Annotated in this window: 24 protein-coding genes and 2 pseudogenes; 17 read left to right on the forward strand and 9 right to left on the reverse strand. The window is 63.7% G+C overall.

What is annotated here, in order from left to right:
• Positions 1 to 49 precede the first annotated feature (49 nt).
• Both ACVIYL_RS24875 and ACVIYL_RS24880 read left to right on the forward strand, forming a co-directional pair.
• Positions 50 to 328, forward strand: coding sequence for a hypothetical protein (locus tag ACVIYL_RS24875; RefSeq protein ID WP_456780104.1), 279 nt, complete (start codon positions 50 to 52; stop codon positions 326 to 328).
• 20 nt (positions 329 to 348) lie between these two features.
• The gene (locus ACVIYL_RS24880) at positions 349 to 1,191 is read left to right on the forward strand and encodes an MBL fold metallo-hydrolase (protein WP_456780105.1); all 843 of its coding nucleotides are present in this window, start codon (positions 349 to 351) and stop codon (positions 1,189 to 1,191) included.
• Between the two features lie 721 nt (positions 1,192 to 1,912).
• On the opposite strand, the gene ACVIYL_RS24885 is transcribed toward ACVIYL_RS24880, so the two are convergent.
• Positions 1,913 to 2,707 carry a class II aldolase/adducin family protein gene (locus tag ACVIYL_RS24885; protein ID WP_021080321.1) on the reverse strand — a complete coding sequence of 265 codons (795 nt, stop codon included), beginning with the start codon at positions 2,705 to 2,707 and terminating at the stop codon, positions 1,913 to 1,915.
• Positions 2,708 to 2,893: 186 nt separating this feature from the next.
• Between ACVIYL_RS24885 and ACVIYL_RS24890 the strand changes: the two genes are divergently transcribed.
• A complete protein-coding gene (locus tag ACVIYL_RS24890) occupies positions 2,894 to 4,390 on the forward strand; it encodes a M81 family metallopeptidase (protein ID WP_456780106.1) in 1,497 nt (498 codons plus the stop codon).
• Positions 4,387 to 5,397 (forward strand): glutathione S-transferase N-terminal domain-containing protein, encoded by a 1,011-nt coding sequence (locus ACVIYL_RS24895; protein WP_456780107.1) that lies wholly within the window; start codon positions 4,387 to 4,389, stop codon positions 5,395 to 5,397. The genes ACVIYL_RS24890 and ACVIYL_RS24895 overlap by 4 nt, the downstream gene beginning before the upstream one ends.
• 39 nt (positions 5,398 to 5,436) lie before the next feature.
• Here ACVIYL_RS24895 and ACVIYL_RS24900 read toward each other — a convergent pair whose 3' ends face one another.
• From ACVIYL_RS24900 to ACVIYL_RS24920, 5 genes are all read right to left on the reverse strand, one after another.
• Positions 5,437 to 6,066, reverse strand: coding sequence for a DsbA family protein (locus tag ACVIYL_RS24900; protein ID WP_456780108.1), 630 nt, complete (start codon positions 6,064 to 6,066; stop codon positions 5,437 to 5,439).
• 508 nt (positions 6,067 to 6,574) lie between these two features.
• On the reverse strand, positions 6,575 to 8,497 hold the full coding sequence (locus tag ACVIYL_RS24905; RefSeq protein WP_253607718.1) for a flavin-containing monooxygenase: 1,923 nt from the start codon (positions 8,495 to 8,497) through the stop codon (positions 6,575 to 6,577).
• 9 nt (positions 8,498 to 8,506) lie between these two features.
• Positions 8,507 to 9,280 carry an SDR family NAD(P)-dependent oxidoreductase gene (locus ACVIYL_RS24910; RefSeq protein ID WP_225645907.1) on the reverse strand — a complete coding sequence of 258 codons (774 nt, stop codon included), beginning with the start codon at positions 9,278 to 9,280 and terminating at the stop codon, positions 8,507 to 8,509.
• Positions 9,277 to 9,921 (reverse strand): TetR/AcrR family transcriptional regulator, encoded by a 645-nt coding sequence (locus ACVIYL_RS24915; protein WP_157345231.1) that lies wholly within the window; start codon positions 9,919 to 9,921, stop codon positions 9,277 to 9,279. Before ACVIYL_RS24915 ends, ACVIYL_RS24910 begins: the two co-directional genes overlap by 4 nt.
• Complete coding sequence (locus ACVIYL_RS24920; RefSeq protein WP_456780109.1) at positions 9,918 to 11,414, reverse strand: AMP-binding protein; 1,497 nt, start codon at positions 11,412 to 11,414, stop codon at positions 9,918 to 9,920. Before ACVIYL_RS24920 ends, ACVIYL_RS24915 begins: the two co-directional genes overlap by 4 nt.
• Positions 11,415 to 11,585: 171 nt before the next feature.
• On the opposite strand from ACVIYL_RS24920, the gene ACVIYL_RS24925 reads away from it, so the two are divergent.
• The 10 genes and pseudogenes from ACVIYL_RS24925 to ACVIYL_RS24970 all read left to right on the forward strand — a co-directional run bounded on the left by ACVIYL_RS24925 (position 11,586) and on the right by ACVIYL_RS24970 (position 20,521).
• Positions 11,586 to 12,845: an ABC transporter substrate-binding protein gene (locus ACVIYL_RS24925; RefSeq protein WP_038383532.1), complete on the forward strand. Its 1,260-nt coding sequence runs from the start codon at positions 11,586 to 11,588 to the stop codon at positions 12,843 to 12,845.
• 98 nt (positions 12,846 to 12,943) lie between these two features.
• A pseudogene (locus ACVIYL_RS24930) lies at positions 12,944 to 13,847 on the forward strand (branched-chain amino acid ABC transporter permease).
• A gap of 155 nt (positions 13,848 to 14,002) precedes the next feature.
• A pseudogene (locus tag ACVIYL_RS24935) lies at positions 14,003 to 14,872 on the forward strand (branched-chain amino acid ABC transporter permease); the annotation flags it as partial.
• Positions 14,869 to 15,648, forward strand: coding sequence for an SDR family NAD(P)-dependent oxidoreductase (locus tag ACVIYL_RS24940; protein WP_456780110.1), 780 nt, complete (start codon positions 14,869 to 14,871; stop codon positions 15,646 to 15,648). The pseudogene ACVIYL_RS24935 and the gene ACVIYL_RS24940, both read left to right, overlap by 4 nt.
• A 2-nt stretch (positions 15,649 to 15,650) precedes the next feature.
• Positions 15,651 to 16,409, forward strand: coding sequence for an ABC transporter ATP-binding protein (locus tag ACVIYL_RS24945; protein ID WP_076834112.1), 759 nt, complete (start codon positions 15,651 to 15,653; stop codon positions 16,407 to 16,409).
• Positions 16,406 to 17,122, forward strand: coding sequence for an ABC transporter ATP-binding protein (locus ACVIYL_RS24950; protein ID WP_075968245.1), 717 nt, complete (start codon positions 16,406 to 16,408; stop codon positions 17,120 to 17,122). Before ACVIYL_RS24945 ends, ACVIYL_RS24950 begins: the two co-directional genes overlap by 4 nt.
• Positions 17,123 to 17,214: 92 nt before the next feature.
• Positions 17,215 to 18,414 carry a CaiB/BaiF CoA transferase family protein gene (locus tag ACVIYL_RS24955; protein WP_456780111.1) on the forward strand — a complete coding sequence of 400 codons (1,200 nt, stop codon included), beginning with the start codon at positions 17,215 to 17,217 and terminating at the stop codon, positions 18,412 to 18,414.
• A 16-nt stretch (positions 18,415 to 18,430) separates the two neighbouring features.
• Complete coding sequence (locus ACVIYL_RS24960; RefSeq protein ID WP_456780112.1) at positions 18,431 to 19,207, forward strand: enoyl-CoA hydratase/isomerase family protein; 777 nt, start codon at positions 18,431 to 18,433, stop codon at positions 19,205 to 19,207.
• Complete coding sequence (locus tag ACVIYL_RS24965; protein ID WP_016847346.1) at positions 19,208 to 19,663, forward strand: MaoC family dehydratase; 456 nt, start codon at positions 19,208 to 19,210, stop codon at positions 19,661 to 19,663.
• A gap of 3 nt (positions 19,664 to 19,666) precedes the next feature.
• Positions 19,667 to 20,521, forward strand: a complete 855-nt coding sequence (locus ACVIYL_RS24970; protein WP_028336895.1) for an HpcH/HpaI aldolase/citrate lyase family protein — start codon at positions 19,667 to 19,669, stop codon at positions 20,519 to 20,521.
• Between the two features lie 84 nt (positions 20,522 to 20,605).
• Here the strand turns inward: ACVIYL_RS24970 and ACVIYL_RS24975 are convergent, their stop codons facing one another.
• The 3 genes from ACVIYL_RS24975 to ACVIYL_RS24985 all read right to left on the reverse strand — a co-directional run bounded on the left by ACVIYL_RS24975 (position 20,606) and on the right by ACVIYL_RS24985 (position 22,998).
• A complete protein-coding gene (locus ACVIYL_RS24975) occupies positions 20,606 to 21,757 on the reverse strand; it encodes an OpgC domain-containing protein (protein WP_253607723.1) in 1,152 nt (383 codons plus the stop codon).
• A gap of 164 nt (positions 21,758 to 21,921) precedes the next feature.
• Positions 21,922 to 22,197: a hypothetical protein gene (locus ACVIYL_RS24980; protein WP_076834102.1), complete on the reverse strand. Its 276-nt coding sequence runs from the start codon at positions 22,195 to 22,197 to the stop codon at positions 21,922 to 21,924.
• Between the two features lie 162 nt (positions 22,198 to 22,359).
• Entirely contained in the window at positions 22,360 to 22,998 is a 639-nt protein-coding gene (locus ACVIYL_RS24985) for a LexA family transcriptional regulator (RefSeq protein ID WP_141339796.1), read from the reverse strand.
• A gap of 129 nt (positions 22,999 to 23,127) precedes the next feature.
• On the opposite strand from ACVIYL_RS24985, the gene ACVIYL_RS24990 reads away from it, so the two are divergent.
• The 3 genes from ACVIYL_RS24990 to ACVIYL_RS25000 all read left to right on the forward strand — a co-directional run bounded on the left by ACVIYL_RS24990 (position 23,128) and on the right by ACVIYL_RS25000 (position 25,097).
• Positions 23,128 to 23,364 carry a GcrA family cell cycle regulator gene (locus ACVIYL_RS24990; RefSeq protein WP_456780113.1) on the forward strand — a complete coding sequence of 79 codons (237 nt, stop codon included), beginning with the start codon at positions 23,128 to 23,130 and terminating at the stop codon, positions 23,362 to 23,364.
• A 380-nt stretch (positions 23,365 to 23,744) separates the two neighbouring features.
• Positions 23,745 to 24,320 (forward strand): hypothetical protein, encoded by a 576-nt coding sequence (locus ACVIYL_RS24995; protein ID WP_253607725.1) that lies wholly within the window; start codon positions 23,745 to 23,747, stop codon positions 24,318 to 24,320.
• Positions 24,321 to 24,674: 354 nt separating this feature from the next.
• Positions 24,675 to 25,097 carry a GFA family protein gene (locus tag ACVIYL_RS25000; RefSeq protein ID WP_026193083.1) on the forward strand — a complete coding sequence of 141 codons (423 nt, stop codon included), beginning with the start codon at positions 24,675 to 24,677 and terminating at the stop codon, positions 25,095 to 25,097.
• The last annotated feature ends 266 nt before the right edge of the window (positions 25,098 to 25,363 follow it).

Below are 25,363 nucleotides of genomic sequence, written 5' to 3' on the forward strand. Positions count from 1 at the left end.
CGCGCGATGCCTTGCGGCAGCAAAGGCCGCGCAAAGGGAGGATTTGACTATGTTCATTTGCCAGTGCAACGCAATTCATCGACGCGATGTGGTGTGCGGCGGTGGTGCTGCCCTGTTCAGCGCCGTCGTGGCGTCGTTGATGGGCGGCGCGAAGCCGGTGCGGGCAGAAGCGATGGCGGGTAAGGTTCCGGAGATCGACCGCGTGGCAGTACGTGTAGTGGTCGACAGCTATCAATTCGCCGTGGCACCGAGCCGGAAGGTTGCCGATGTAGAGATCGAACACTTCGGCTGGGGCATCGGCGGAGGCAAGCCGCCGGTAAAACGCTGATCAGTGAGTTCGGCCTGTCGATGCACGTCGAGACGCGGCGCGGCACCGAGGCACGTAATGTCTTGGTGGATTTCGGCTTCTCACCTGACGCGCTTGTCAACAATGCCAATCTCGTCGGCATCGATCCGGCCGCGCTTGACGCCCTTGTCTTGAGCCATGGTCACTACGATCATTTTGGCGGTCTTGCTGGCTTCCTAAAGCAAAACAGCAGCAAGCTGAAAGCCAAGCTGCCTATCTACATCGGCGGCGAGGAAGCATTCTGCTCGCGCGAATGGACCGCTCCGCCGGTGCGCGGCGACTTCGGAGCCTTGGATCGGAAAGCGCTGGAAGACGCCAATGTTGCAGTCACCTATGTAGAAGGACCGGCACTGGTCGCCGATCACGGCTTCACCACAGGACACATCGACCAGACAAGCTTTGAGAAGCTGCTGTCCCCCAGCGCCATGAGGATCGGCGTGGACCACGGCATTGGATGCTATGCCGACAAGCTTCCAGAGGACGAACGGACGAAGGCTGTCATCCCGGACCAGTTCCGGCACGAGATCGCCACCGCATTCAATTTAAGAGGCCGCGGGTTGATCGTATTGACCTCTTGCAGTCATCGCGGGGTGATCAACGCAATCAAACAGGCCCAAGCGGCTTCGGGCGTCAACAAGGTTCATGCGGTGATCGGCGGCTTCCACCTCGCGCCCTACAACGAAGGCTATGTGCGCGACACGATCACAGCGCTCAAGAGTATCGATATCGACTACGTTATTCCACTGCACTGCACTGGTGAGCCGTTCTACGAGATGGCCAAGGCCGAGGTGCCGAACAAGCTCCTGCGCTCCTACACGGGCACACGCTTCGTCTTCGCTTCCTGAGCAAGAAGGACACACGCAATCCGAGCGCTTACGGCCGCGATAGGAAGGCCAAACAGCGGCCCGGCGCGAGGGGGCTACAGGGCACCGGGCCAGCCGCGCTCGCGCATACGTGAAACTAGGGCCTATCGGGGCCCAGCGGGTCCGGACGGGCAACTCGCTCGCCCAACACAATGCGGAAAATGCCTTTATTTTCCGGCACTTCCACCGTTTTCAACAAGTCGAAAAAGTGGCTAGACATCAAGTCGTGTGGTCCTGACGCCCTAGCGGTAGGTGTCTTTTCGAATTGCGCGATGCGCGTTGCGAAGACGGTGACAAGCAAGCCCAGTCTCGCCGGGGAGAGCACGAAATAAGCCGTAGCCCATCGCGCTGGGAAAGCCGGGTTGTTTCCGGTTACACCTGTGGTCCTACCCCCGAGCTTACTACCCATTGCTCGGGGCCCATGGGTGCGATCGGCACCCAGCTTTCCCTGCGCCCTCTCTTTCAGAGGGTGAAACGAACAGCAAAGCTCGGGCGAAAGGCGCCGCGAGAATGGGATGTGTGACTCACAGATCGTGCAACAATTTCAGCGTCGTCCCGGCGAAGGCCGGGACCCATTGCCACGAATGCGAATTGTGGCGCGACGCTGGGCCACGGCCTGTTTTTCAACAACGCTATTCTGTGGTTATGGGTCCCGGCCTTCGCCGGGACGACGAATGGAGAAGGCCTAAGCCGGCTTTCGCTCTCAATCCCGATACGACGGATCCGCCCGGTCGAGCTTGCGCAGCAGCGCGGGCCAGGCGAGTTCGCCGTTGCGGGCGGCGCGGCCCGGCTTCGGCAGCATCCGCTCATAAGTGTCTTCGAGGATGTTTTGCGGCGGATAGATCAGCTTGGTATTGCAGGACAGCGCCATCACCTGGGTCTGGCAGGCGCGCTCGAGGCGGAACAGCACGTTGAAGGCGGCGGGCACGGTACGGCCGACGACCAAGAGGCCATGATTGCGCAGGATCATCGCCTCGTTGTCACCGAGGTCGCGGACCAGGCGTTCGCGCTCGTCGACATTGTCGGCGATGCCCTCGAAGTCGTGATAGGCGATGTGCAGGAAGCGCATCGAGGTCTGCGCCAGCGGCAGCAGGCCGCATTCCATCGCCGAGACCGCCATGCCGGCCGGGGTATGGGTGTGCGCGACGCAATCCATGTCGTGCTTGGCCATGTGGATGGCGCTGTGAATGACGAAGCCGGCGACGTTGACGTCGTAGTCGGTGGCGTTGAGCAGCGTGTTGCCCTCGACGTCGACCTTGATCAGGCTGGAGGCGTCGATCTCCTCATACAGCATGCCGTAGGCGTTGATCAGGAACTGGTCGGTGGTGCCGGGCACGCGGCAGGAGATGTGGTTCGCGATCATCTCGGTCATGCCGTACATCGCCGTCAGCCGATAACAGGCGGCAAGATCGACGCGGGCCTGCCACTCCTCGGCGCTCACCTGCTCGCGAACCGATTTGACGACCTTGATCGCGGGCGAACTGACGGGGGGATTCATGGCGTTCTCTCCTTGAGATATCTGCGGGGCCGCGGCCCGATTGTTGCGGCGACCATAGCAGAATCCGCGCGGCGGCAAGCTGTGCTGCGCCTGCTTATTTGCAGGTCTGGCGGGCAAAAACCGAATGCGGATTGGCGCGCAGCGCCTTCAATGCCACAATGCGGAAAACAGCCGAGGCGCACCAAAATGAGCGATCGCAAGATACGTATCGCCGTCCTGCATTTCTCCCACGAAACCGTCTCGTTCCTGCCGAACGAGACCACGCTCGACGACTTCATCTATCCGGGCTCGCCGGCCAAAGGCGAGGCGCTGCTGCGGTTCGATCCCAAGAACTATATGGGCGGCTTCGTGCAGGTGGCGCGCGAGTTCTCCGAGGTCGAACTGGTCGGCATCGAATCCCCGCTGTGGCCGAAGACTTACACCGGATCCGGCTGGATTACCGAGGAAGCTTATCGCACCTTCACCGGCAAGATGATCGCCGGATTGAAGGAGGAGGGACCGTTCGACGGCGTCTATCTGTGCCTGCATGGCGCGATGGCCGTGCGCGGCGTGCCGCGTCCCGAAGCCGATCTGGCGCGGCAGGTGCGCGAAGTGGCCGGCCGCTCCGCCTTCATTGCGGCGACGTTTGATCCTCACGGCAATGAGGACGAGGCGTTCCTCGAGCAGGCGGACATGGCATTCGCGGTCAAATATTTCCCGCATTATGACGCGCATCTGCAGGGCGAACGCGCGGCGCGTATGCTGGTGCGGGCGATCCGAGGCGATTACAAGCCGGCGCACAGGACGATCAAGGTTCCCGTGATCTTGCCCACGGTGCTGCAATGGACCGGGGCGCGGCCTTGGATGGACCTCGTGCAGCGCGCGCTGGTCTGGGAGGCGCGCGAGGTCGACGTCTATGTCAACATCTTCTTCGGCTTCCCGTTCGCCGACGTTCCCGATCTCGGCATGACCGTGCAGGTTCTGACCAACGACAATCCAAAGCTCGCCGAGCAGGTCGCGCGCGATCTCGCCGGCACGATCTGGCGGCTGCGCGAAGCCTTGCTGCAATCGACTAGGCTGTACAGCATCACCGAGGGTGTTGCGCTGGCCAAGCAGGCCGTCGCCGCTGGCAATACACCGGTGGTGCTGGCCGATCACAGCGACCGGTCGGGGTCGGCGACCTGGCTGCTGCGTGAGATCATCGCGCAGGACCTCGCCAACACCGTGATCGCGACCATCGCCGACGCCAGGGCGACCGCAAGCCTGAAGGCCGCCGGCGCCAAGGCCGGCGATACCTTCGACATGGAGATCGGCGGCCGCGCCGACGAGTCGGCAGGCGATCCGGTTCGGATTCAGGGTACGGTTTCGGCGGCGGGCGAGGGCTACGGCCAATTCTGGGTCTGCGTGCGCTTCGGCCGCAACAATGTGCTGATCCTGTCCACTTATCTGGTGCAGATCATGGAGCCGTTTTCGCTGAAGGCGCTGGTGCCCGACATCGGCGCCTTTGACGTGATGGCGATCAAGTCGCGGGTCCATTTCCGGCGCGGCTTCGACGACAATGGATTTGCCAAGACGATCCTCCTGGTCGAACCCGACGAGCCGTTCCTCGGTACCACGCGTCTCGACAAGCTGCCGTACAAGAACGTCGATCTCGCGCAGTTCTATCCGTACGGCAATCCGGCATTTTCGGAGGCGTCGCCATGACGGAGAACCGCTATCGCCTGATCGGCTCGACCGCCTCGCCCTATGCGATCAAGTTGCGCGCGCTGATGCGCTACCGTCGGATCCCGCACGACTGGGTGATCATGACCAAGGCTTTGCGCGAGGCAACCGCGCATCTGAAGCCGATGCTGATCCCGGTGCTGCAATATCCCGACGGCAGCTACCGCGGCGAGACCACGACGCTGGCCTATGATCTGGAAGCGCGGCATCAGGGACGGTCGGTGATCCCCGAAGACAAGGCCATCGCTTTCATCTGCGATCTGCTCGAGGACCTCGCCGACGAATGGGCGGTGAAGCCGTTGTTTCTCTATCGTTGGTGGGATCCGGAAGACCAGGCCTATGTCTCGCGCTGGGCCGGCGAGGAGTGGTCGTCATCGGAGGCCGAGGCCGGCAGCTGCGAGGAGATCGAGGAGTTCCGGCAGCGGCAGATTTCGCGCATGGTCATTCTCGGCGCAACGGATGAGAACAGGCCGCTGCTGGAGGAGAGCTACCGGCGTACGCTTGCCGCGTTCGAGCCTCAGGTCGGCATGAGGAGCTATCTGTTCGGCAGCCGGCCGTCGCTGGCGGATTTTGCCTGGTTCGGCCAGCTCAGCGAGATGGCGACCGACCCGACCCCGATGCGGATCATGCGCGAGCGCGCGCCGTTCACCGATCACTGGGTGCGGCGGCTCGACGATGCGTCAGGTGTCGAGGGTGACTGGTATCCTCGTGAGCAGGCGCTTGGCGGATTCGCGGAGGCGCTGCTGCGGATCGCCGGCGAACTTTATCTGCCGTTCCTGGCGGCCAACGCGGATGCCTTCGCGAAGGGCCTCGAACGGCTCGAGATCAACGTCTGGGGACTGCCCTACGCGCTGGCGCCGTTCAAATATCAGGTCAAATGCCTGCAGCAGCTGCGCGAGAAGTTTGCCGCGCTCGATGCCGGCGAGCGCGCGGCGTTGAAGCCGGTGCTGGAACGCACCAGGTGCTGGGCGATCCTGAACGGAGGCTGATCGATCAGCGACGATAGGCCGATTCGAAACGGTCGGCGCCTACGTCCGGTGCCGGCTGCCAAGCGCGATCGCAATCGTCTCAGGCTGCTTGATCCGCTCGATCAGCATGTCGATGCGGTCGCCGCCCCAGAACAACTCGCCGTTGAACACCATGCTGGGCACGCCGAACACGCCGAGGGCTTCGGCCTCGTCGATGATGCGATCATGTTCGGCGCGGGCAGGACCGCGAACATAGGCCTCGAAGGCGTCGGCGGAGCCGCCGACCGCGGTGATCACGTCGGCAATCTCGGGCAGTTCGTCGATCTCGAGCTCATGGTTCCAGAATCTCCGGAACACCGTGTCGTGATAGGGTCGGAACAGCCCGTGACGCTGCGCGAACAGCATCCCGGCGCTGGCGTAGAAGGCGTCGTAGATCCGGCGCGGGCCCTTCATGGTCAATCCCTGCGCGTTGGCGAACCGCCGCGCATCCATGTAGGCGTAGCGCACCTTGCGCCAGAAGTGCGGCGTGCGTTCCTCGACCGTGCCCATGAATTCGGGAATGCGAAGCGTGTAGGGCAGCCATTCCAAATCGACGCTGTAGATCTCCTCGAGTTCGAATAGCCGCTTGTTGGCGACGTAGGCATAGGGAGACTTGTAGTCGGTGTAGATGCGTACGCGCGGCTTTTCCATCATCGTTCCTCACCCGGTCGGGACAATTGTTTCCGATCCCGCGCGGGGGTGCAATGCGGCCTGATGAAGGGAGATGGCAGGCAAACGAATGGGCCCCGGTGCATTCAAGCATCTTGCGGGGCCCTGCTACTTCGTTTTAGCGAAGGATGTCTGGTAAAGACCAGTGGTGTTTCGGGACCTAAAAGCGCGTGGCCTTTGCGCTCTCGTCCTGCGGATATCTTCAGATTGTCGGCAGTGCACGCGGCTAGCAGCTGCTGTTCGCCTCAACGTGCACCGTGACCTTGCCGCTGAGCAAGGTCGCTGGCTTTCGCCGGTGGCGTCATGCTCCTCTCCGAGGGGTGGTCCAACGGACATCTGTCCGCTTCTGCTGCCTGGCGGCCGATCCCATAATCGTCCGTCAATTCCTGCGACGCGAGGAGCAAGCGCTCCAGCACCCCAACAGGTGCAGTCAGCGAAATGCTGCGGCAGTTATGGCCTTCTGTCAAGTTAACGAGCGAGGGAACTCAGGTCAGGAGTCCTGTCGCGCCTTGGTCTTTCGATATTGGGTGAAGTCCGGATCGTGCGTCATTTTCCAGTAGTCGACGAACCGCCACGGCATCGCCGAGAACACGCGGCCGCCGCTGTTGCGGTAGTAGGTCGTCATGCCCGGGTGCGTCCAGATCAGTTGCTCATGCTCGGCGTCGACGTTGCGGATATACGCGTCATGCGCGTCGGGATGCACGTCGATCGCGGCGATGTCGTTCTCGATCATCTCGACAAGGCAGGCGGAGATGTAGCGGCTCTGGCATTCCGACTGGAAGATCACGCTGCCGCCATGCGCGGGCCCCGAGTTGGGACCAAGCATCAGAAACAGGTTGGGGAAATCAGGCACGGTGAGGCCGAGATAGGCGGTCGGATTGTCGTCGTGCCAGGTCTGCTTGAGGTTCTTGCCGTCACGCCCGGTGATGTTGAGCCGCGCCGCCATCTCGGAGACCTTGAAGCCGGTCGAGATCACGACGACGTCGTGCTGCCGCGACGTGCCGTCGGCCGTGACGATTCCGTGCCGATCGAAATGGTCGATCTTGTCGGTGACCAGCTCGACATTCGGTTTGGTCAGCGTCTTGAACCAGTTGTTGTCGAGCAGGATGCGCTTGCCGTAGGGCGGATAGGTCGGCATGCATTTCTCGATCAGGTCGGGGCGATCCTTCAGCTCGGACAGGATGAAGTCGGCGAGCTCCTGGCGATGCCGGTCGTTGCCCTTGTTGACGGCGCGGTCCGGATGCGGCCAGGCCGGATCCTTGCGCAGGAACGGCAGCAATCCGTCGCCGTAACGCCAGAACATGTTGAAGCGATACCACTGCACATAGAACGGCAGATGCGCGAGCAGCCACTGCGCACCTTCGGTGATCGGATCGGAATAGCCCTTCACCGGCCGCGCCCATTGCGCGGTGCGCTGGTAGACGGTGACCGAGGCGACGCGGTCGGCGATCGACGGCACCAGCTGCATCGCGGTTGCGCCGGTGCCGATCACGGCGACATGCCTGTCGTCGAGCTTGATGTCGTCGGACCACAGCGCCGAATGGACCTTCAGGCCTGTGAAGGCCTCGTCTCCCTCAAAGCGGGCAGGCAGGGGATCATTGAGCTGGCCGATCGCGCTGACCAGCGCGGTGGATTCAAAGGTTTCTTCGCCGCGGGCAGTCTTCAGCGTCGAGATCCAGCGTCGCTTGCCTTCGTCCCAGCGCGAGGCGACGAGCTCGGTATTGAGGCGGACATGCTTGCGGATGTCGTATTCGCGCACGACCTTGAGCAGATAATCGAGCAGCTCCTGGCGCTGCGCGAAATAGCGGGTCCACGGATTGCGGGCGCCGAACGAGAAGGAATAGGAGTGGTTCGGCGTATCGACGCCGCAGCCGGGATAGCGGTTGACGTACCAGGTGCCGCCGATCTCGTCCTGCCTCTCGACAATCGTATAGGGGATGCCGAGCCGGCCGAGCGCGACGCCAAGCGCGATCGCGCAGACCCCGGCGCCGACGATCAGCACATGCTGCTGCGCCAGCTTCTCGCCAGAAGGGCGCTCGCGCCAGCGCGCGTCGCGTGGGATGAAGCCCATCTCCTCCCGCATCAGCGGCGCATATTCCGGCGCGACATTGTCGCCGAGCGTCGCGCGCATCATCCGCAGCATCAGCTCATTGCCGGGATCGGTGATGACGGGCTTCGGGGTGCCGTTCGCGAACAGGTTCAGGACCGCCGCGCGAATCTCGTCCTGGATCTCCTGAGGCACACCGGCGTCGGGATCCGGGATCAGGCGGACGTCGCGCTTCGGCTTGTAGGGCGGCTCGAGCCACTTCTCGTCGCCGGTCATGTGCACCAGCACCATCAGCAGCACGCGGATGTCACCCTCGGCGATGGCGGAGGACAGATCGAGGTGTTTGCGCGGAAGCTCGATATTCATGCGTTGTCCTCAGCTGCGTGGGGCTTCCGGCAGGCCGCCATAGGCGGCCCAGGTGGTGCCTGCGATGTAGCCGGCATCGACCGGCAGGTTGATGCCGGTGATGCCGCTGCTCTGCGGCGAGAGCAGCCATGCGATCGCCTGCGCGACTTCGATCGGCTCGACCAGCCGGTTCAGCGCGGTCGGCCGCGCCAGCAGGTCCTTGTTCAGGGCGCCCGATGCGATGCCGGCCTCGAGCGCTGCCGTGCGGGTGAAGCCGGGCGACACCGCGTTGACGCGGACGCCGGAACGGCCCCATTCGGCGGCGAGCGTCTGCGTGATCTGGATGACGCCGGCCTTCGCCGCGGTATAGGCGTGGATCGGGCCCGACGTCATGCCGGCCACCGAGGCGACGTTGACGATCGCGCCATGCCGCCGCTTCGCCATGGCGATGCCGACGCTGCGCGCGACCAGGAAGGTGCCGCGCAGATCGATATTGACCTCGCGGTCCCATTGCTCCATCCGCACCCGTTCGATCGTGTGCATCTTACCGAACACGCCGGCGGCGTTGACGAGGCCGCTGATCGGACCATGCGCGGTCTCGATATCGGCAATGCCCGCGACAACGGCGCTCTCGTTCGCGACGTCGAACGGCGCCGGCCACAGGACGGCGGCAGTTCCAACCAGCGGCTCGGGCGCGATGTCGACGATGACGACGCGATGCCCCTGATCGGCGAGCAGTGTCGCGGTCGCCGCACCAATGCCGCGGCTGCCGCCGGTGACGAGGATGGTGCCCTCAGCGCTCATGATTTTCTTCCCTTGTCGCTGGTGGTGAACAGGCCGCGGGTGACCAGTTTTTGATAGGCGGTGATCACATAGTCGGGCACCGCGGTGACGCCGCGCTCGGAATAGGAATAGCGGCGGCTGAGATAACCGCGCGCGCCCATCAGCACCTGGACGATGGCCTCGAATTCCTCGTCGCTGAACGCGTTGGTCGCACCGGCAGCCCGCGCGCGTTGCAGGATCCGCACATAGGCGCTCGAGATGTTGTCAAAATGCTTCTGGTAGCCGATCGGCGCGAAGAATTCGGCCTCGTTGAGGATGCGCAGGAATTCCGGCACCTCGCGGATGAAATCGAAGAAGGCGCTGAAGCGCTCGACCTCCTGCCGGGCTTCGCTTGCGGTGCCGGTGCGCGCATGGATGAAGCGGACCATGTCGAGGCCGATCTTCGGCAGCAGCTGGTCGAGCAGCTCCTGGCGGTTCTCGAAATGATTGTAGAAGGTGCCCTGCGCGACGCCGGCGGCCTCGGTGATGCGCGCGACCGAGGCTTCGGCATAGCCGTATTTGCCGACGACCTTGGTCGCGGCGTCGAAGATCTTCTGCTTGGTCCAGGCGTTGCGCTCGACCCGGTTGAGCTTTGTCACTTTGGCGGTTGTCGCTTGCGTCATGCGGTGGCCTCGAGTTCGGCGCGGAGCACGCGTTTGAGCACTTTGCCGGATGGATTGCGCGGCAGGCTGTCGCGGATGACGAGCTGCCGCGGCACCTTGAAGCCGGCGAGCCGTGTCCGGCAGTGGTCGGTGAGACCGGGCAGGTCGAGCTTGGCGTCGTCGGCCAGCACCACGATCGCGACCGGCTTCTCGCCCCAGCGCGCGTCCGGCAGGCCGATCACCGCGACCTCGCGCACTTCGGGCATTTCGTAGATGACGCGCTCGACCTCGGAGGAGGCGATGTTCTCGCCGCCGGAGATGATCATGTCCTTCTTGCGGTCGGTCAGATACAGGAAGCCGTCATCGTCGAGATAGCCGACATCGCCGGTGCGGAACCAGTCGCCGAAGAACGCGGATGCGGTCTTCTCCGGATCCTTCCAGTAGCCCTGCGTGACCTTCGGGCCGCGCAGGCAGATCTCGCCGTTCTGGCCGGCCGGCAGGCGCTTGCCGGCATCGTCGCGAATCTCGATCTCGACATGGGCGATGGCGCGGCCGGTCGAGCCGATCTTCTCGATCTCGCGGCCGGCGTCCATGAAGGTATCGCCGCCGCAGCTTTCGGTGAGGCCGTAGGCATCGATGTAGCGCGCGTTCTTGAAATAGTCAGAGAAGGCGCGGATGCGGACTTCCGGTGTCTTCTCGCCGCCGCCGATCGCCCATTGCAGGCTGGAGACGTCGTAGCGCTCGCGGTTCGGGCAGGTGAGGAGGGCCGTGGTCATGACCGGCGCGAACCACGCCGCGTTCAGCTTCTCCCGCTCGATCGCGGCGAGCGCAGGTTCAGGCTCGAAGGTGCGGTGAATGCACAGCATGCCGCCATGCCAGAGCACCGCGATGCCGGGCAGGTCGAGCGCGCCGACGTGATAGAGCGGGCCGACGACGAGCAGCCGCGTGTCGGCGTTGAGCCCGAGCACCAAGGTCTGGTCGGCGGACTTCCAGTAGATGTTCTCGTAACTGAGCATCACCCCCTTGGGACGATCCGTCGTGCCCGAGGTGTACATCAGCCGCATCAGGTCGCGCGGCCCGCGCACATGGATCGGCGCCGGCGCGATGTCGGGCGCGAGGTTGGTGACGCTGGACTGCGCGACCTCATCGAGCAGCACGACCGGCGCGCCGCCGGTTGCGATCGCGGCAAACTCCTCGTCGGCGACGAGGAGGCGCGCGCCGGAATTGCCGACGATGTAGCCGACCTCATCGGCCGAGAGGCGATAGTTGATCGGCAGGAACACCGCGCCGATATGGCTGGTCGCGAACGCCAGCTCGAGAAAGGCCGTGCTGTTCTTCATCAGCAGGGCGACGATGTCGCCGGGCGCGATCCCGCGCGCCGCGAGCCAGCCGCCGACCTGCCGGATCCGCAGATCAAAGTCGGCGTAGGAGACGTCCTCACCGCGATATTTCAGCGCACAGCGGTCCGGAGTCCGCCGGGCATGAAATGCGATGAAGCTGGAAAGGTTGATCATTTGCCGCCCGCGGGGCCGATTCCGGCGCCGTTTTCTCCCTGGATGAATTGTGAGTCGTAATTCATCTTTGGCTTGACGTCACCCCCCTTGCTCTGAAAACATCGTGGTCATGGAGACGGAACGATCTCCGGCAGGGATTTTGGGAACGCGAATCCGACAGGGAGGGGAATGATGAAGAGGACCCGGAAACCGGGCATCACCCGGCGCTCGACGCTTGCGCTGATGGGCGCCGGTGCGGTGAGCTTTGCCGCGCCATGGGTGGCGCGCGCACAGGCCAAGACGATCAAGATCGGCATGCCGACCATTCTGTCGGGCCGCGTCGCGCAGCTCGGAACGTCCTCGCGCAACGCAGTGCTGCTGGAGGTCGAGAAGGTCAATGCCGCCGGCGGCCTTGCCGGGCGGCAGATCGAGATGGTGATCCGCGACTCCAAGGGACAGCCGCAGGAAGCGGCGCGCATCGCGCGCGAGCTCGTCAACACCGACGGCTGCGAGATGCTGCTTGACGGCGAAGCGTCCTCGGGATCGTTCGCGGTTCACGAAGTGGCGCGCGATCTCGGCGTGCTGTGCATCCACACCTGCTCGGAAGCGTCATCGCTGACCGCCGATCCCAAGCAGCACATCCCGAACGCCTTCCGTTGTGTGCGGCAGGGCATTCATGATTCGATCGTCGGCGCCAGCTACGCTGCAGGGATCGCCAAGGCCAAGGGCCTGAAGAAATGGGCGACCTGTTCGCCCGACTATGCCTATGGCCGCGACACCACCGGCGAGTTCGTGCTCTACCTGAAGAAGTTCGCGCCTGACGTCGAGATCATCAGCGAGTCCTGGCCAAAGCTGTTCCAGCCCGATTACACCGAGGTGGTGACCAAGATCCTGCAGGCCAAGCCGCAGGCGCTTTATTCGTGCCTGTGGGGTGGCGATCTCACCTCCTACATCGACCAGGCCAACATCTACGCGATGTTCACCCAGATGGAGGTGTTCGCGGTCAACATGGCCGACTACACCGCACTCACGGTGGTGAAGAACTTGCCCAAGGGCATCCACTCCGGCGACCGCTACATCAAGACATTCCCGCCGACGCCGGAAAATGCGGCCTGGGGCGATGCCTACAAGGCCAAGTACAACGAGTACCCGACCAACTGGTCGTGGCAGAACGCCACGGCGGTCATGTTCCTCAACGAGGCCGTCAAGAAGGCGAACTCGACCGACGGCAAGAAGGTCGCGGAGGCGCTCACCGGCCTCACCATCAAGTGCCCGTTCGGCGCCGACGGCACCGTGACCATGCGCGCCGACGATCACACGCTGGTCGGCTACGCCATCGGCTGGGGCACCACGATCCCGCAGGAGCCCTACGTGCCTGACGTGAAGGCCGGAGACTGGAAGACCATCTTCGAGCTCGAAGCCGAGTGGAAGAAGAGCAAGGGCTACACCTGATCCGCATGTGCGGCGGAGGCTGCCGCCGGCTGCCTCCGCCTCGCATCTGATGTTTGTCGCGCGCCGACGTTGCGGCCCGCCGTGATGGATGATTTTCCGTGGACCTCGACGCGCTCGCCAGTTGCCTCGCCAGCCCTGCCTGTCTGGTGACGCAAACCACCAGCGGCCTGATCATCGGCATGCTGCTGTTCCTTGTCGCCGTTGGGCTGACGCTGATCTTCGGCGTGCTCAAGGTGGTCAATTTCAGCCACGGCGCCTTCTATATGTTCGGCGCCTATTTCGCGATGACGGCCTATCAGCTCACCGGCAGCTTCGCGCTAGCGATGCTGAGCGGCGCCGTCGGCACCGCGATCCTCGGCCTGATCTTCGAGCGCGTGTTCATGAGCCGGGTTTACGGCCGCGACGTGCTGATGCAGCTTTTGGTGTGCTACGCCTTCGTGCTAATCTTCGACGATGTCGTCCGCATGATCTGGGGGCCTGAGTTCAAGTCGATGGGCATGCCGGCTGCATTCCAGGTGCCGCCGCTGTTCATCGCCGGCGGCGTGGTGCCGCCATACTATTTGCTCTTGATCGGGGTGGCGCTCGCCGCGGCCGTTGTTCTCGGCCTGGGGCTGGCGCGCTCCAGGATCGGCAAGGTAATCCGTGCGGCTGCGCATAATCCCGGAATGGTTTCGGCGCTCGGGATCAATACCGGGCTGATCTATGGCGGCGTATTCGCCCTCGGCGGCATGCTGGCGGGACTGGCGGGAGCGCTTGCCGCGCCGGTGCGTTCGCTGACACCGGGCATGGGGTTCTCGGTGCTGATCGAGTCCTTCATCGTCACCGTGATCGGCGGTATGGGCTCGATCCTGGGAGCGCTGATCGGCGCGCTTTTGATCGGCCTGATCCGCTCCTTCGGATCGCTCGGCTTCCCGCTGTTCACCGAGGGCTTGATGTATCTGTTCATGGTGGTCGTGCTGGTCTCGCGTCCCGAGCGGGTTGTTCGGCAAGGAGGTCGCATGACCGAATTGCAGGCCGGGCAGGGCACGCAGCCCCTCGATGTTGCCCGGATCGACGCCAGGCCGCAGCGGTACCGCGATGTGCTGATCGCGCTCGTGGCCTTTGTCCTGCTCGCGCTGCTGCCGTTTATCTTCGGCAGCAAGCAGCTGCTCGACTTCGTGATCCGCTGCGCCGCCTACGGATTGTTCGCGACGTCGCTCAACCTTCTGGTCGGCTATACCGGTTTGATCTCGTTCGGCCACGGCATGTTCTTCGGCCTCGGTGCCTATGGTTTCGGGCTGATGATGCAGAAGACCGGCGTGCCGATCCCGGTGGCCTTCGTCGCCACGCTGGCGATGACCCTGGTCGTTGCCGTCGTCATCGGCGCGATCTGCGTGCGGCTGAAGGAGATCTATTTCGCCTTCGTCACGCTGGCATTCCAGATGCTGATTCACTCGACCATCCTGTCGTGGCAGTCGCTGACCGGCGGCGACCAGGGTTTGCGCGGCGGGATCCCGAGGCCGCCGTTTCTCGGCATCGATCTGTCGAATCATCTACATCTCTACATCACGAGCTGCGCCCTGCTGGTGATCGGCCTGCTGCTCATGCGCCAGATCGCGCAATCGCCGTTCGGCTACACGCTGCGCATGATCCGCGACAACGCCACGCGGGCGAGCTTCATCGGCATCGATGTCTGGCGCGCCAAGCTGACGATCTTTGTGCTCGCCGCGCTGTTCGCGGCAACCGGCGGCATCATCATGGCGCTGTTCGTCTCCGGCGCCTATCCCGAGTTCGCCTATTGGACGATCTCGGGCGAGGGCATCTTCATCAACATGCTCGGGGGCGTGACAACCTTCCTCGGACCGATGGTCGGTACGGTGCTGCTGCTGATCCTCAACGATACCGTTACCCGCCTTACCGAGTATCACGGCATCGTGCTCGGCATTGTGATCCTGTTCTTTGCCATCGGCCTGCGAAAGGGCCTGATGGACTTTGTCGTCGAATGGTTCGCGCAGCGTCGCGGAGAAGCCGGGGAGCGCGCGCCATGAGTGCACAGACGCGGATCAGCGTCGTAACCGGCGGCGCCAGCGGCATCGGCGCGGCGTGCGTGCGTGAGCTCGCGGCGGCCGGCGATCTCGTCGCCGTTCTCGACCACGACATCGCCAAGGCGCAGACGGTTGCGGCGGAAGTCGGTGGCAAGGCGTTTGCGGCCGACGTGGCGGACGAGCGCAGCGTCGAGGCCTGTGCGGCCGCGATCGAGCGCGACTGCGGCCCGGTCGCGGTGCTGGTCAACAGCGCCGGCATCATCCAGGTGCCGGCCCGGCCGCACGAGCTGCCGATGACCTCCTGGGACGACGTCGTGCGTGTCGACCAGCGCGGCACCTATGTCGCCTGCGTTGCCTTTGCGCGGCAGATGATCGCGCGCAAGCGCGGCAGCATCGTCAACATCGCCTCGATTGCCGGCATGCGCTCGATGCCGTTGCATGCCTATGCGCCCGCCAAGGCGGCGGTGATTGCCATCACCGAATGCCTCGCGGCCGAATGGGGGCCGTCCGGCATCCGCGTCAATGCCGTGTCCCCCGGCTATACGCTGACGCCGGCGCTGAAGAATGCCATCGATCGCGGAGAGCGCGATGTCTCGGCGCTGGCTGCCAATGCAGCACTTCGCCGCCTCGTCGATCCCTCGGAGATCGGCCGCGTCGTCGCATTCCTGGCCTCCGACGCGGCCTCCGCGATGACCGGCGCCAACGTGCCGGTCGATTGCGGCTGGCTTGCCGGCACATCGTGGAGCACGTACGGCGGTCTACGGGAGGCGAGTGGCTAGCCATGCTGGAGATTCGCGGACTCTCGAAATCCTTTGGCGGCGTCAAGGCGACCGACAACGTCTCGCTCGACTTCGCCGATGGTTCGCTCACCGCCGTGATCGGCCCCAACGGCGCCGGCAAGAGCACATTCTTCAACCTGATCACGGGCGCGCTGCAGCCTGATGCCGGGCAGATCTTGCTCAACGGCGTCGACATGGCGGGCAAGGCCCCGCCGGAGATCGTGCGCCATGGCATCGGCCGCGCCTTCCAGGTCGCGAGCATATTCCCGTCGCTGACGGTGGAGGAGACGATGCTCGCTGCAGTCTGCGCCGATCAGCGCCGCGCCGGCGTGATGCATCGCCGGTTTCCGCTGGCCGAGACGCGCGACCGCGCCGAGCATACGATGGAGCTGCTCGGCCTCGCCGGGAAGCGCAACCGGACCGCGGCGACGCTGTCGCATGGCGACCAGAAGCTGCTCGATATCGCGCTCGCGCTGGTGCTCGAGCCCAAGGTGCTGCTGCTCGACGAGCCGACCGCGGGCATGGGTACCGAGGAGCGCTGGCGCATGATCGACAAGGTGCGCGAGCTCTGGGAGAAGCAGAAGATCACCGTCGTGTTCATCGAGCACGACATGGACATCGTGTTCAAGATCGCGCCCCAAATCGTCGTGCTGTGCTACGGCCGGATCCTGGCGACCGGGACGCCGGACGCGATCCGCAGGAACGATGCCGTGATCGAGGCCTATCTCGGCAGCGACGACCACGCGGGAGCGGTGGCATGAGCGCGCAGCCGGTGGTGCAGGTCGAGGACCTCGACGTCTATTACGGTACCAGCCAGATCCTGTTCGGCGTCGGCCTGTCGGTGCGGCAGGGCGAGACCATGGCGCTGCTCGGCCGCAACGGCGCCGGCAAGTCGACCACCATGAAGGCCATCATGGGGCTGGCGCCGGCGCACCGCGGCAGGGTGACCCTGCGCGGCCAGGTGGTCTCGGGAATGCGGCCGCATCACATCGCGCGGGCCGGGCTCGGCTTCGTGCCGGAAGACCGCCAGATCTTTCCCGAGCATACCGTCGAGGACAATCTCGTCATCGGCCAGAAGAAGGGGCCCGATGGCGAGGACGAGTGGTCGATCCGCCGCGTCTATGATGTGTTCCCGCTGCTCGAGCCGCTGCGGCACCGGATCGCCGGAAGGCTGTCCGGCGGCGAGCAGCAAATGCTGGCGATCGCCCGCACGCTGATGGGCAATCCGGTTCTGCTGCTGCTGGATGAGCCGAGCGAGGGGCTGGCGCCGATCATCGTGCAGCGCATCGGCGAGCTGCTGCGGCAGCTCCGCGGCACCGGTGCCACAGTATTGATCGCCGAGCAGAACATGCATTTTTGCCTTGGCCTTGCGAGCCACGCGACGGTTATCGACAAGGGACAGATCGTCTACACATCCTCGATCGAAGAGCTGAAGGCCAACGACAACATCCGGCAGCGCTATCTGGCGCTGTAGGGCATGATCCGGAAAAAAGCGACAAGCGCGTAGCGGTTGCGCGGGGATCATGCCCAAAGGACAGGGCTCTTTCGACAGCGATGGGAGGACAAATGGCGGGCAAGCTGTCGCCGACGCATGAAGCGCCGTATCGCGGGCTGAAGGTCCTCGATTTCGGGCAGGGGATTGCCTCGCCCTATTGCGCGATGCTGCTTGGGGTCTACGGCGCCGACGTCATCAAGGTCGAACCGCCGGAGGGCGACTGGTCGCGCTATCTCGGCACGACCTACGGCAATCACACGACGCTGTCGGCGGTCTACAACCGCGGCAAGCGCAGCCTGTGCCTCGACATGAAGCACAAGGATGGGATCGCGATCGCGCAGCGGCTGTCGCGCGAGGCCGACGTGCTCATCGAAGGATTTCGTCCCGGCGTCGCGGAGCGGCTCGGGCTCGGCTACGAGGGCCTGTCGCGCGACAATCCCGCCCTGGTCTATCTGTCGGTCAGCGGCTTCGGGCAGAGCGGCCCGTACGCCAAGCGGCCCGGCTCGGATTCGGTGGCGCAGGCGTTCTCGGGGCTGGTCTCGGTCAATCTCGGCGCCGATGGCGTGCCGCATCGGGTCGGCACCACGATTTCCGACGTCGTCACCGGCGTCTATGCGTTCCAGGCCATCGCCACGACGCTATTCGCGCGTGCGACCGTCGGCACCGGCCGCTGGATCGACGTCAATCTCTGCCAGTCGACGTCGGCGCTGCTCGGCCACAAGGTGGCGGAGTTCATCCTCGAGGGCGGCGCGCCGCGCGCGCTGAACGTTCCGGCCGGCACCTACCAGACCCAGGACGGCTGGATGATGGTCACCCTGGTGAACGAGCCGCAATACAAGCGGCTGTGCGGTGCGATCGGCCGTGAGGATCTCGCCGCCGATCCGCGTTTTGCCGACTTCGCCCGGCGCGCCGACGCGGCCGACGCGCTGATCCCGCAATTGCGCGAGGTGTTCCTGACCCAGGCGACGGATGCCTGGCTGACCCGTCTGCATGCGGCCGATATCATCGCCGAGCGGATCCTCGATCCCGGCGAATGGCTGCGCAACGTCCATGTCGAGGCGACCAGGGCGTCGGTGCGCCAGGACACACCCGGCGTCGGCGCGGTCTACACGCCACGCACGCCGGGGATCGCGGGCCTGTCCGAGGATCACCTTTGCCCCGCGCCTGACGTCGGGCAGGATAGCCGCGCCGTGCTGACGGAGGCCGGCTTCGGTTCCGCCGAGATCGACGGCCTGCTGCTGTCGGGCGCCGTGCGGCAGGCCAAGAGCTAACGGGAGGCAATACATCATGAGCACCGACCTCGTTCGTTACTCGGTCACCGACCAGATTGCGGAGATCGTGCTGGATCGCGCGCCGGTCAACGCACTCAGCATTCCCCTGATCGATGCGCTGCTGGCGGCGCTGGCGAAAGCGCGCGATGACGACGCAGTGCGCGTCGTCGTCATCCGCAGCGCCCATAAGGTGTTTTGCGCCGGCCTCGATCTCGACATCGTCAGGGGCAAGCCCGCGATCGAGACCAAGACATTTCTCGAGCGGCTATACTTTGCGTTGAACGATACGCAGTATCGCATGGGCAAGCCGACGATTGCGGCGATCGATGGCGCGGTGCGCGCCGGCGGCATGACGATCGCGATCTCCTGCGACATGATTGTCGCGGGCGACGGCTCGACCTTCGGCTATCCCGAGATCGATGTCGGCCTGATCCCGGCGATCCATTTCGTGCAGTTGCCGCGGCTGGTCGGAAAGCACCAGGCGTTCGGCCCGCTGTTCCTTGGCGAGCCCTTCGATGCCGCGACCGCCTTTCGCATGGGGCTGCTCAGCGAGGTGGTGCCGAAGGGCACCGCGCTCGCGCGGGCTCGCGAGATCGCACGCAAGCTGGCGGCGAAATCGCCAATCGTGATGAAGATCGGCCGCGACGCCTTCATGCGCGCGGTCGATGCCGATTTCCGCCGCTCGGTGGAAAATACGGCGGAAAGCTTCGTTGTGGTCGCATCGACGGAAGATTGCCAGGAAGGGCTCAATGCGTTCGTCGAGAAGCGGGCGCCCAACTACAAGGGACGGTAAATGGCTGGATTGTATTTCGAGGAGTTCGAGATCGGACAGGAATTCCATCACGAGTTCAGCCGCACCGTGACCGAGATGGACAACACCATGTTCAGCCTTCTGACCATGAACCCGCAGCCATTGCATATCGACGCGCATTTCTCCGAGAAGACCGAGTTCGGCCAGCGGCTGTTCAACAGCCTCTATACGCTCGGCATCATGATCGGCATGAGCGTGTACGATACGACGCTGGGAACGACCGTCGGCAATCTCGGCATGACCGACGTCAAATTCCCGAAGCCGGTGTTCCATGGCGATACGCTGAAGGCGCACACCAGGATCATCGGCAAGCGCGCCAGCAAGTCGCGGCCGACCCAGGGCATCGTCGAGTTCGAGCACACCATGACCAACCAGCGCGGCGAGGTGGTGGCGAGCTGCCGCCGGACCGGCCTGATGCACTGCAAGCCGAAGGCGTAAGCGATGCGATCGTTCCTGTTCGTTCCCGGCGACAGCACCCGGAAATATGAAAGCGCGAAGAAGACCGCAGCCGATGCGCTGATCCTCGACCTCGAGGATTCCATCGCGCCGGACCAGAAGGTGGTTGCGCGGGGCATCACGCGCCAGATGCTCGATGCGCGCAATCCGGAGCAGAAGCTTTATATCCGCGTCAACGCGCTCGACACCGATCTGACGCTCGGCGATCTCGCCGCCGTGATGCCCGGCAAACCCGATGGAATCGTGCTGCCGAAATGCGCCGGTGCCGCCGACGTCAACCGGCTCGCACTCTATCTTGACGCATTCGAGGCGGCCTCTGATATCGCGCAGGGCACCACCCGGATCGTGACGGTCGCGACCGAGACGGCGCGGGCGGTGCTGAAAATCCTCGATTTCGAGAACATGAGCCCGCGGCTATGGGGCATGATGTGGGGCGCGGAGGATCTCGCAGCCTCGCTCGGGGCAACGCGCAATCGCAGCGATGGCCGCTATCACTCGCCCTTCATCCTGGCGCGCGATCTCTGCCTGATCGGCGCGGCCGCCGCCGGCGTCGTCGCGATCGACACCATCGCGACCGACATCAACGATCTCGATGCCTTGAAGGCCGAGGCGGTCGCCGCACGCCAGGATGGCTTCCTCGCCAAAGCCGTGATCCATCCCAAGCATGTCGACGTCGTCAACGCGGCCTTCATGCCGACGGATGAGGAGATTGCATGGTCGGAGCGGGTGATCGCCGCGTTCGCCAATAACCCGTCGGGGGTCGCCAAGATGGATGGCAAGATGCTGGACAAGCCGCATCTGCGCGCCGCCGAGAAGATCCTGGCGTCGCGCAAGAAATAGTCGGGGAGGCGGGCCGATACCGCCATGTTGCGCGATAGTGAGGCGCGGCTGCGGCGGTCGCTGGCGATCGACTAACCGCAGGAATCAGGAATGAGCGACGGCCGACTTGCCGTCCTGCTGCTTTGACCACGAGACGTAGTAGGCGACGGCCGTCATCGCCGCGATACCGGCGATGCTGACCGCGACCTGCCTTGCCAGTGAGTATGGGCCCGTAATCAGGATCAGGTGCGCAGCGAAGGAGAGGAAGACGCCTGCACAGAACACGGCGAGCCATTCCTCGCCGCACTTGATGATCGGCTGCAAGGCGGGAGATCGCAGGTATTCCCAATCGCGCGGCACCAGCCACGTGAACAGGAACGTCAGGACCAGGAAGTGCAGGATGCGATGAGGCGCGATCTCCTCCCGGTCGTTTGGCAGCAGCATATCGCTCAGCCCGCTCGGCATCATTTGCGCGAGCGCCGGGATATCGCTGCTCGAGATGATCGTCAGGGCGAACAGCAGATACAGCAACGCCATGGCGCGCAGCGCGGGAGCAGCCTGCATCGCGCGGATCGCGGGCGCATATCGCGCGCCGATCAGCGCGAGCCAGCCGCCCATCACGAACAGCAATTGCCAGCAGAACGGATTGAGGTACCAGTCTCCATACGGATATGACGACAGGTTCCAGTTGAGCAGCCGGCCGGCCGCATAGAGGGTCACGGATGCGACGACCGTCGCGTTCGGCACGTACAACAGCCCGAACACGATGATGGGCTGGAACGCCATCAAGGCAATGGTGAGTTGCAGCACGTCGAGATTGAGCGGCTTGGCCTGCAGGAACAGGCCGTAGATCAACGTCCGGATCGGGTGATCGATGAAGCCGGTGATGTTGAACTCGCTGATGATCTCCGGCGCCGCGGTCCGGGTAGCGACATAGCTGATGAACTCGACATAGATCACGAATAGAACGATATAGGCAGCATAGAGCTGCCATACGCGCTTGAAGATGCGGGTCGCGGCCACCAGGAATCCGCGTTCCAGCGTCATCCTGGCGTATATGAGCGTCACTGCGTAGCCGCCGACGAATACAAAAAGGTCGGTTGCGCCGCTGAAGCCGAAGTTGCGCATGGTCAGCGCGCCGACGACGTTGTGCGGAATATGGTCCAGAAACAGAAACCAGTTTGCGATGCCAAGCAGCAGCGCGATCCTGAGATCGCCATCGGCTTTCGCGATCTCGGCGTTTGTTGTCGAAGTCATCTGAAGCTGAAATTTGCCGGCCCGAGAAACGAATCGCTAATCTAGAGGGAACCCGCGCCTGGTCCGAATAGACTTTGCGTGAACCCTATCTAGTCCGTTTCGGGTTCCGGCCAAGTGGCTGGCTCAAGAAAGATCACGTTTTCGCAATCAACTCGTGAGCGGTGTCAGACCGGTTCGTGTTTGCGCAGGTCGCGGGTGTGATCCAGCGTATTGGCTTGCAGGTTCGCGCCGGTCACGGGGAGCTCCGGCAGGGCGGCCTCGGCCAGCAGGTCGTCCGTCACATCCTCGACCGAACGCTCGGCAATCTCGTGAATGAAGCTGATGTTCGTATATTCGCCCGAGGCGATTCGTGAGACGACGTCGCGTCGTGTCATTCCGGGATCGACGATCGCCTCGCGGCCACGGCGGCCATAGTCGATCATCACGACGAAATACTGCATTGCCTGATCGTTCGATGTTCTGACTGTTATTGCGCATTATTTCCGATAATCGGAAGTATGTCAAGGGTGAATTGTTGAAAACCGAAATTCAGGCATGCATGGCCGGACCGATTCGGTCCGAAGGCGTCCGAATCGGTTCGGCCGGTCCCTGAAGCGGCGCGGTTACTTCTCGGACGATCGCCCGCCCTGCGTCCGGGCAGATTTGCGACTCTTCGCCCCCGACTTGCCGCGCAGCCTTTCGATCTGGCCGCGAGGCAGGGTGACGCAGATTTCGCCGATCCATTCGAGCTTTACGCCGTTGATCGGCTTGGCATTAAAGCTCTTGAGGTTGACGGTGCCCGACGAACTGCCGCGTTCGATCGTCTTCAGATATCGCTCGCCGCTCTTCAGCCGGACCGCAGCTTCCTCTCCGTAGAAGCTCGACAGCGGATAGCGCTGCTCGCGATACACCACGATGACGTCGCCGTTCTCGTATTTCGGCAGCATCGAATCGCCCGAGACCTCGAAAGCGACGGTCTCCTCCGTCATCGGGAACGGAAGCTCGATTTCGCCGAGACCCTCCGGCGGGACCTGCTCCAGCTCCGGCTGGATCGAGGCGCCGGCGCCGACCCGGCCCACGATCGGCACCGAATTCAGCTCCAAATACTCCATGATCGGGGCAATCTCGGATGCCTTGATCAACCTTATTCCCGACAGGATTTCGGAGACCGCCCCGGCCCGAACCCCCATCGCGCGGGCAAGCCCGCCTTTGCTCTTCCCAGTCTTTTCCAGTGCTCGTTCGATCAGTGCCGCGTCCAGCATGTTTCATCCTTTCCCAAACCCGAAGGCACTATATCCGTTACGATTATCAGAAACAAGCTTGACTTTTTTTCTTCTGAATATCGGAAGGTGTGCGAGGCGCCGGCGGAATGACAGAAATGGGAATTTGGAATGGAAATGATGAACTGGCTGCCGGAGCATTCGGCAGCCCTGCAGGATCTCCGCGCCCGCGGCTTGTCCTATTCGGAAATCGCTGACACGATCAACGCTACCTTCAATACGGCCTATACGCGCAACGCGGCGCTCAGCCGAGCGCAGCGCATGGGGTTGGCGGGCCTCGAAAGGCCCGAGCCGTCCCTGCCGGGCTCCGAAGGATCAGGCGGCTGCGTGAAGGGCGCGCCGAACTGACGCCGGATCTGCTTCGCGAGCCAAAGATCTTCACTGAAACGGTGGAGATGCCGCAGCTTCGTTGCGCGGCGGTCGTGCCGCGGCATCTTTCGCTGCTCGACCTCAAGCCCGGAGACTGCCGCTATCCCTATGGCGGGATAGCGACGGCGAGACCATTACCTTCTGCGGTCATCCGTGCCGGTCGGGCTTGAGCTACTGCACACCGCATTTTCACCTGAGTCGCGATCCTGAGGCCACGAGGCCGGTATTGAGCGCCGACTAGCTTCAAGCCATCGGGGCCGGTTGAGGCAATTCATCACCTGACCGACGGACATTGGTCCGCAACTGCGATCGCGCGGAAGCCTCCGCGCGCCCATCATCAGACATTTTGGAGGTTACCAATGCCGCGAGCCAAGCGCCGGAAGCCGTACGATCCCGCCGGAGCGCACGATCGACGTGCCCAGGATCTGCCGGTTAATGCCGAGGTGGCGACCGTCGACGTCGACGATCCCCTTGCGCTCGAGCCAGGCGAGAAGATCGTTGCTTTTCGCTCGATCCGCAACGATCCGCTCGGCCGGTTGCACGCGCACCGCCAGATCGACGATACGCAATATCGGAGTGGCCGGGCGTTCCAAAACGACTGGCAAAAGGCCGAGCGCGGGCCGCGCGCGGTGGATACGACGCGCGAATTCGTCGATCGCGGCCTGCGATGCAAGCCGATCACCGAGGGGCGGCGCCAGACGACGCTGCGCCTCAATCGCGCCGAGCATGAACTCGGCGCCGACGGTTCGGCGCCACTGCACGATGTCCTGATTCTCGGCATGACCATGGAGCAGGTTGGACAGCGGCGCCGACTGTGTACGCAGCGCTGGCAGGACTATTTTGCGCGGCGTCTCAAGGAATGCTTGGATCGGCTGGCGCTGATGTACGGGCTTGCGACGGCAAGCAGGGTTCCGCTGAAGGACCATCAACGCTGATCTGACGTGATTGCTGACGTGCCGGTTTGCCGCGCAGGAATCCGGCGCGGTAGCCCTCATCGCATGACTGTGCCTTGCCTCACACTGAACTCCTTCCTTGTGTGCGGTCGGGATTGGCCCGGCCAAGGCTGTGAAGATGGTCGACAGCGGCGCGGACTCTCATGTAACTTCCGTCGCGTCGACGACCTGCCTGCATTCGAGGCCTCGCGCGGGGAAGGGTCTGGTACGTCCACGCAAGGGAGTTCGCCGCGGCTACGCACTGTCTACATCTTCTCTGCATCACGAACACCACGAGCAACGTGGATCGATGCCGACGCTGAGCCCAATCAAAATAACCCAAGGGAGAACCGACCGATGAATCACACTGGAAACTGCTTTTGTGGCGCCGTCGAACTCAAGGTGAGCGGAGAGCCTGAGGCAATGGGCTATTGCCACTGCCGTTCATGCCGCTCCTGGTCCGGTGGTCCGGTGAATGCGTTCAGCCTCTGGAAGCCCGAGGCGGTCGAGGTCACCAAGGGCGCCGACCACATCGCGACGTTCGAGAAGACCGCGATGAGCCAGCGCAAATATTGCACAAAGTGCGGCGGTCACCTGATGACCAACCACCCGACGCTCGGGCTCGTCGACGTGTTCACCGCAACGATCCCGACGCTGAAATTCAGCCCAGGCGTTCACGTCAACTATTCCGAGGCAGTGCTGCAGATACGCGACGGCCTGCCGAAGTTGAAGGATTTTCCGGCTGAGTTCGGCGGCTCCGGCGAAATGATCGCCGAATAGCTCGAAGGCTCCCATCACGAAAGCGGGTGGCGGCGGCGTGCCGCCACCCGCCTGCGTATGGGCTCCGCGCCCCACAAATCGGCATCCGGCAGGCTTGCTTCGCATCCGAGGCGTCCGACCACGTCGGCGGCCGCCGGGTCGTCTTTGGGTCATCGACAGCCATGCCTGACGAAGGTCCCGCCCTGCAAAATCCGGGTTTGGTTTTGCTGAAGAGCTTCCGCTAAAAGGCGAGCAGTGTCGGTCTTGGCACGGACCGGCGTATTTCG

It is taken from the genome of Bradyrhizobium sp. USDA 3315, from assembly GCF_054056795.1.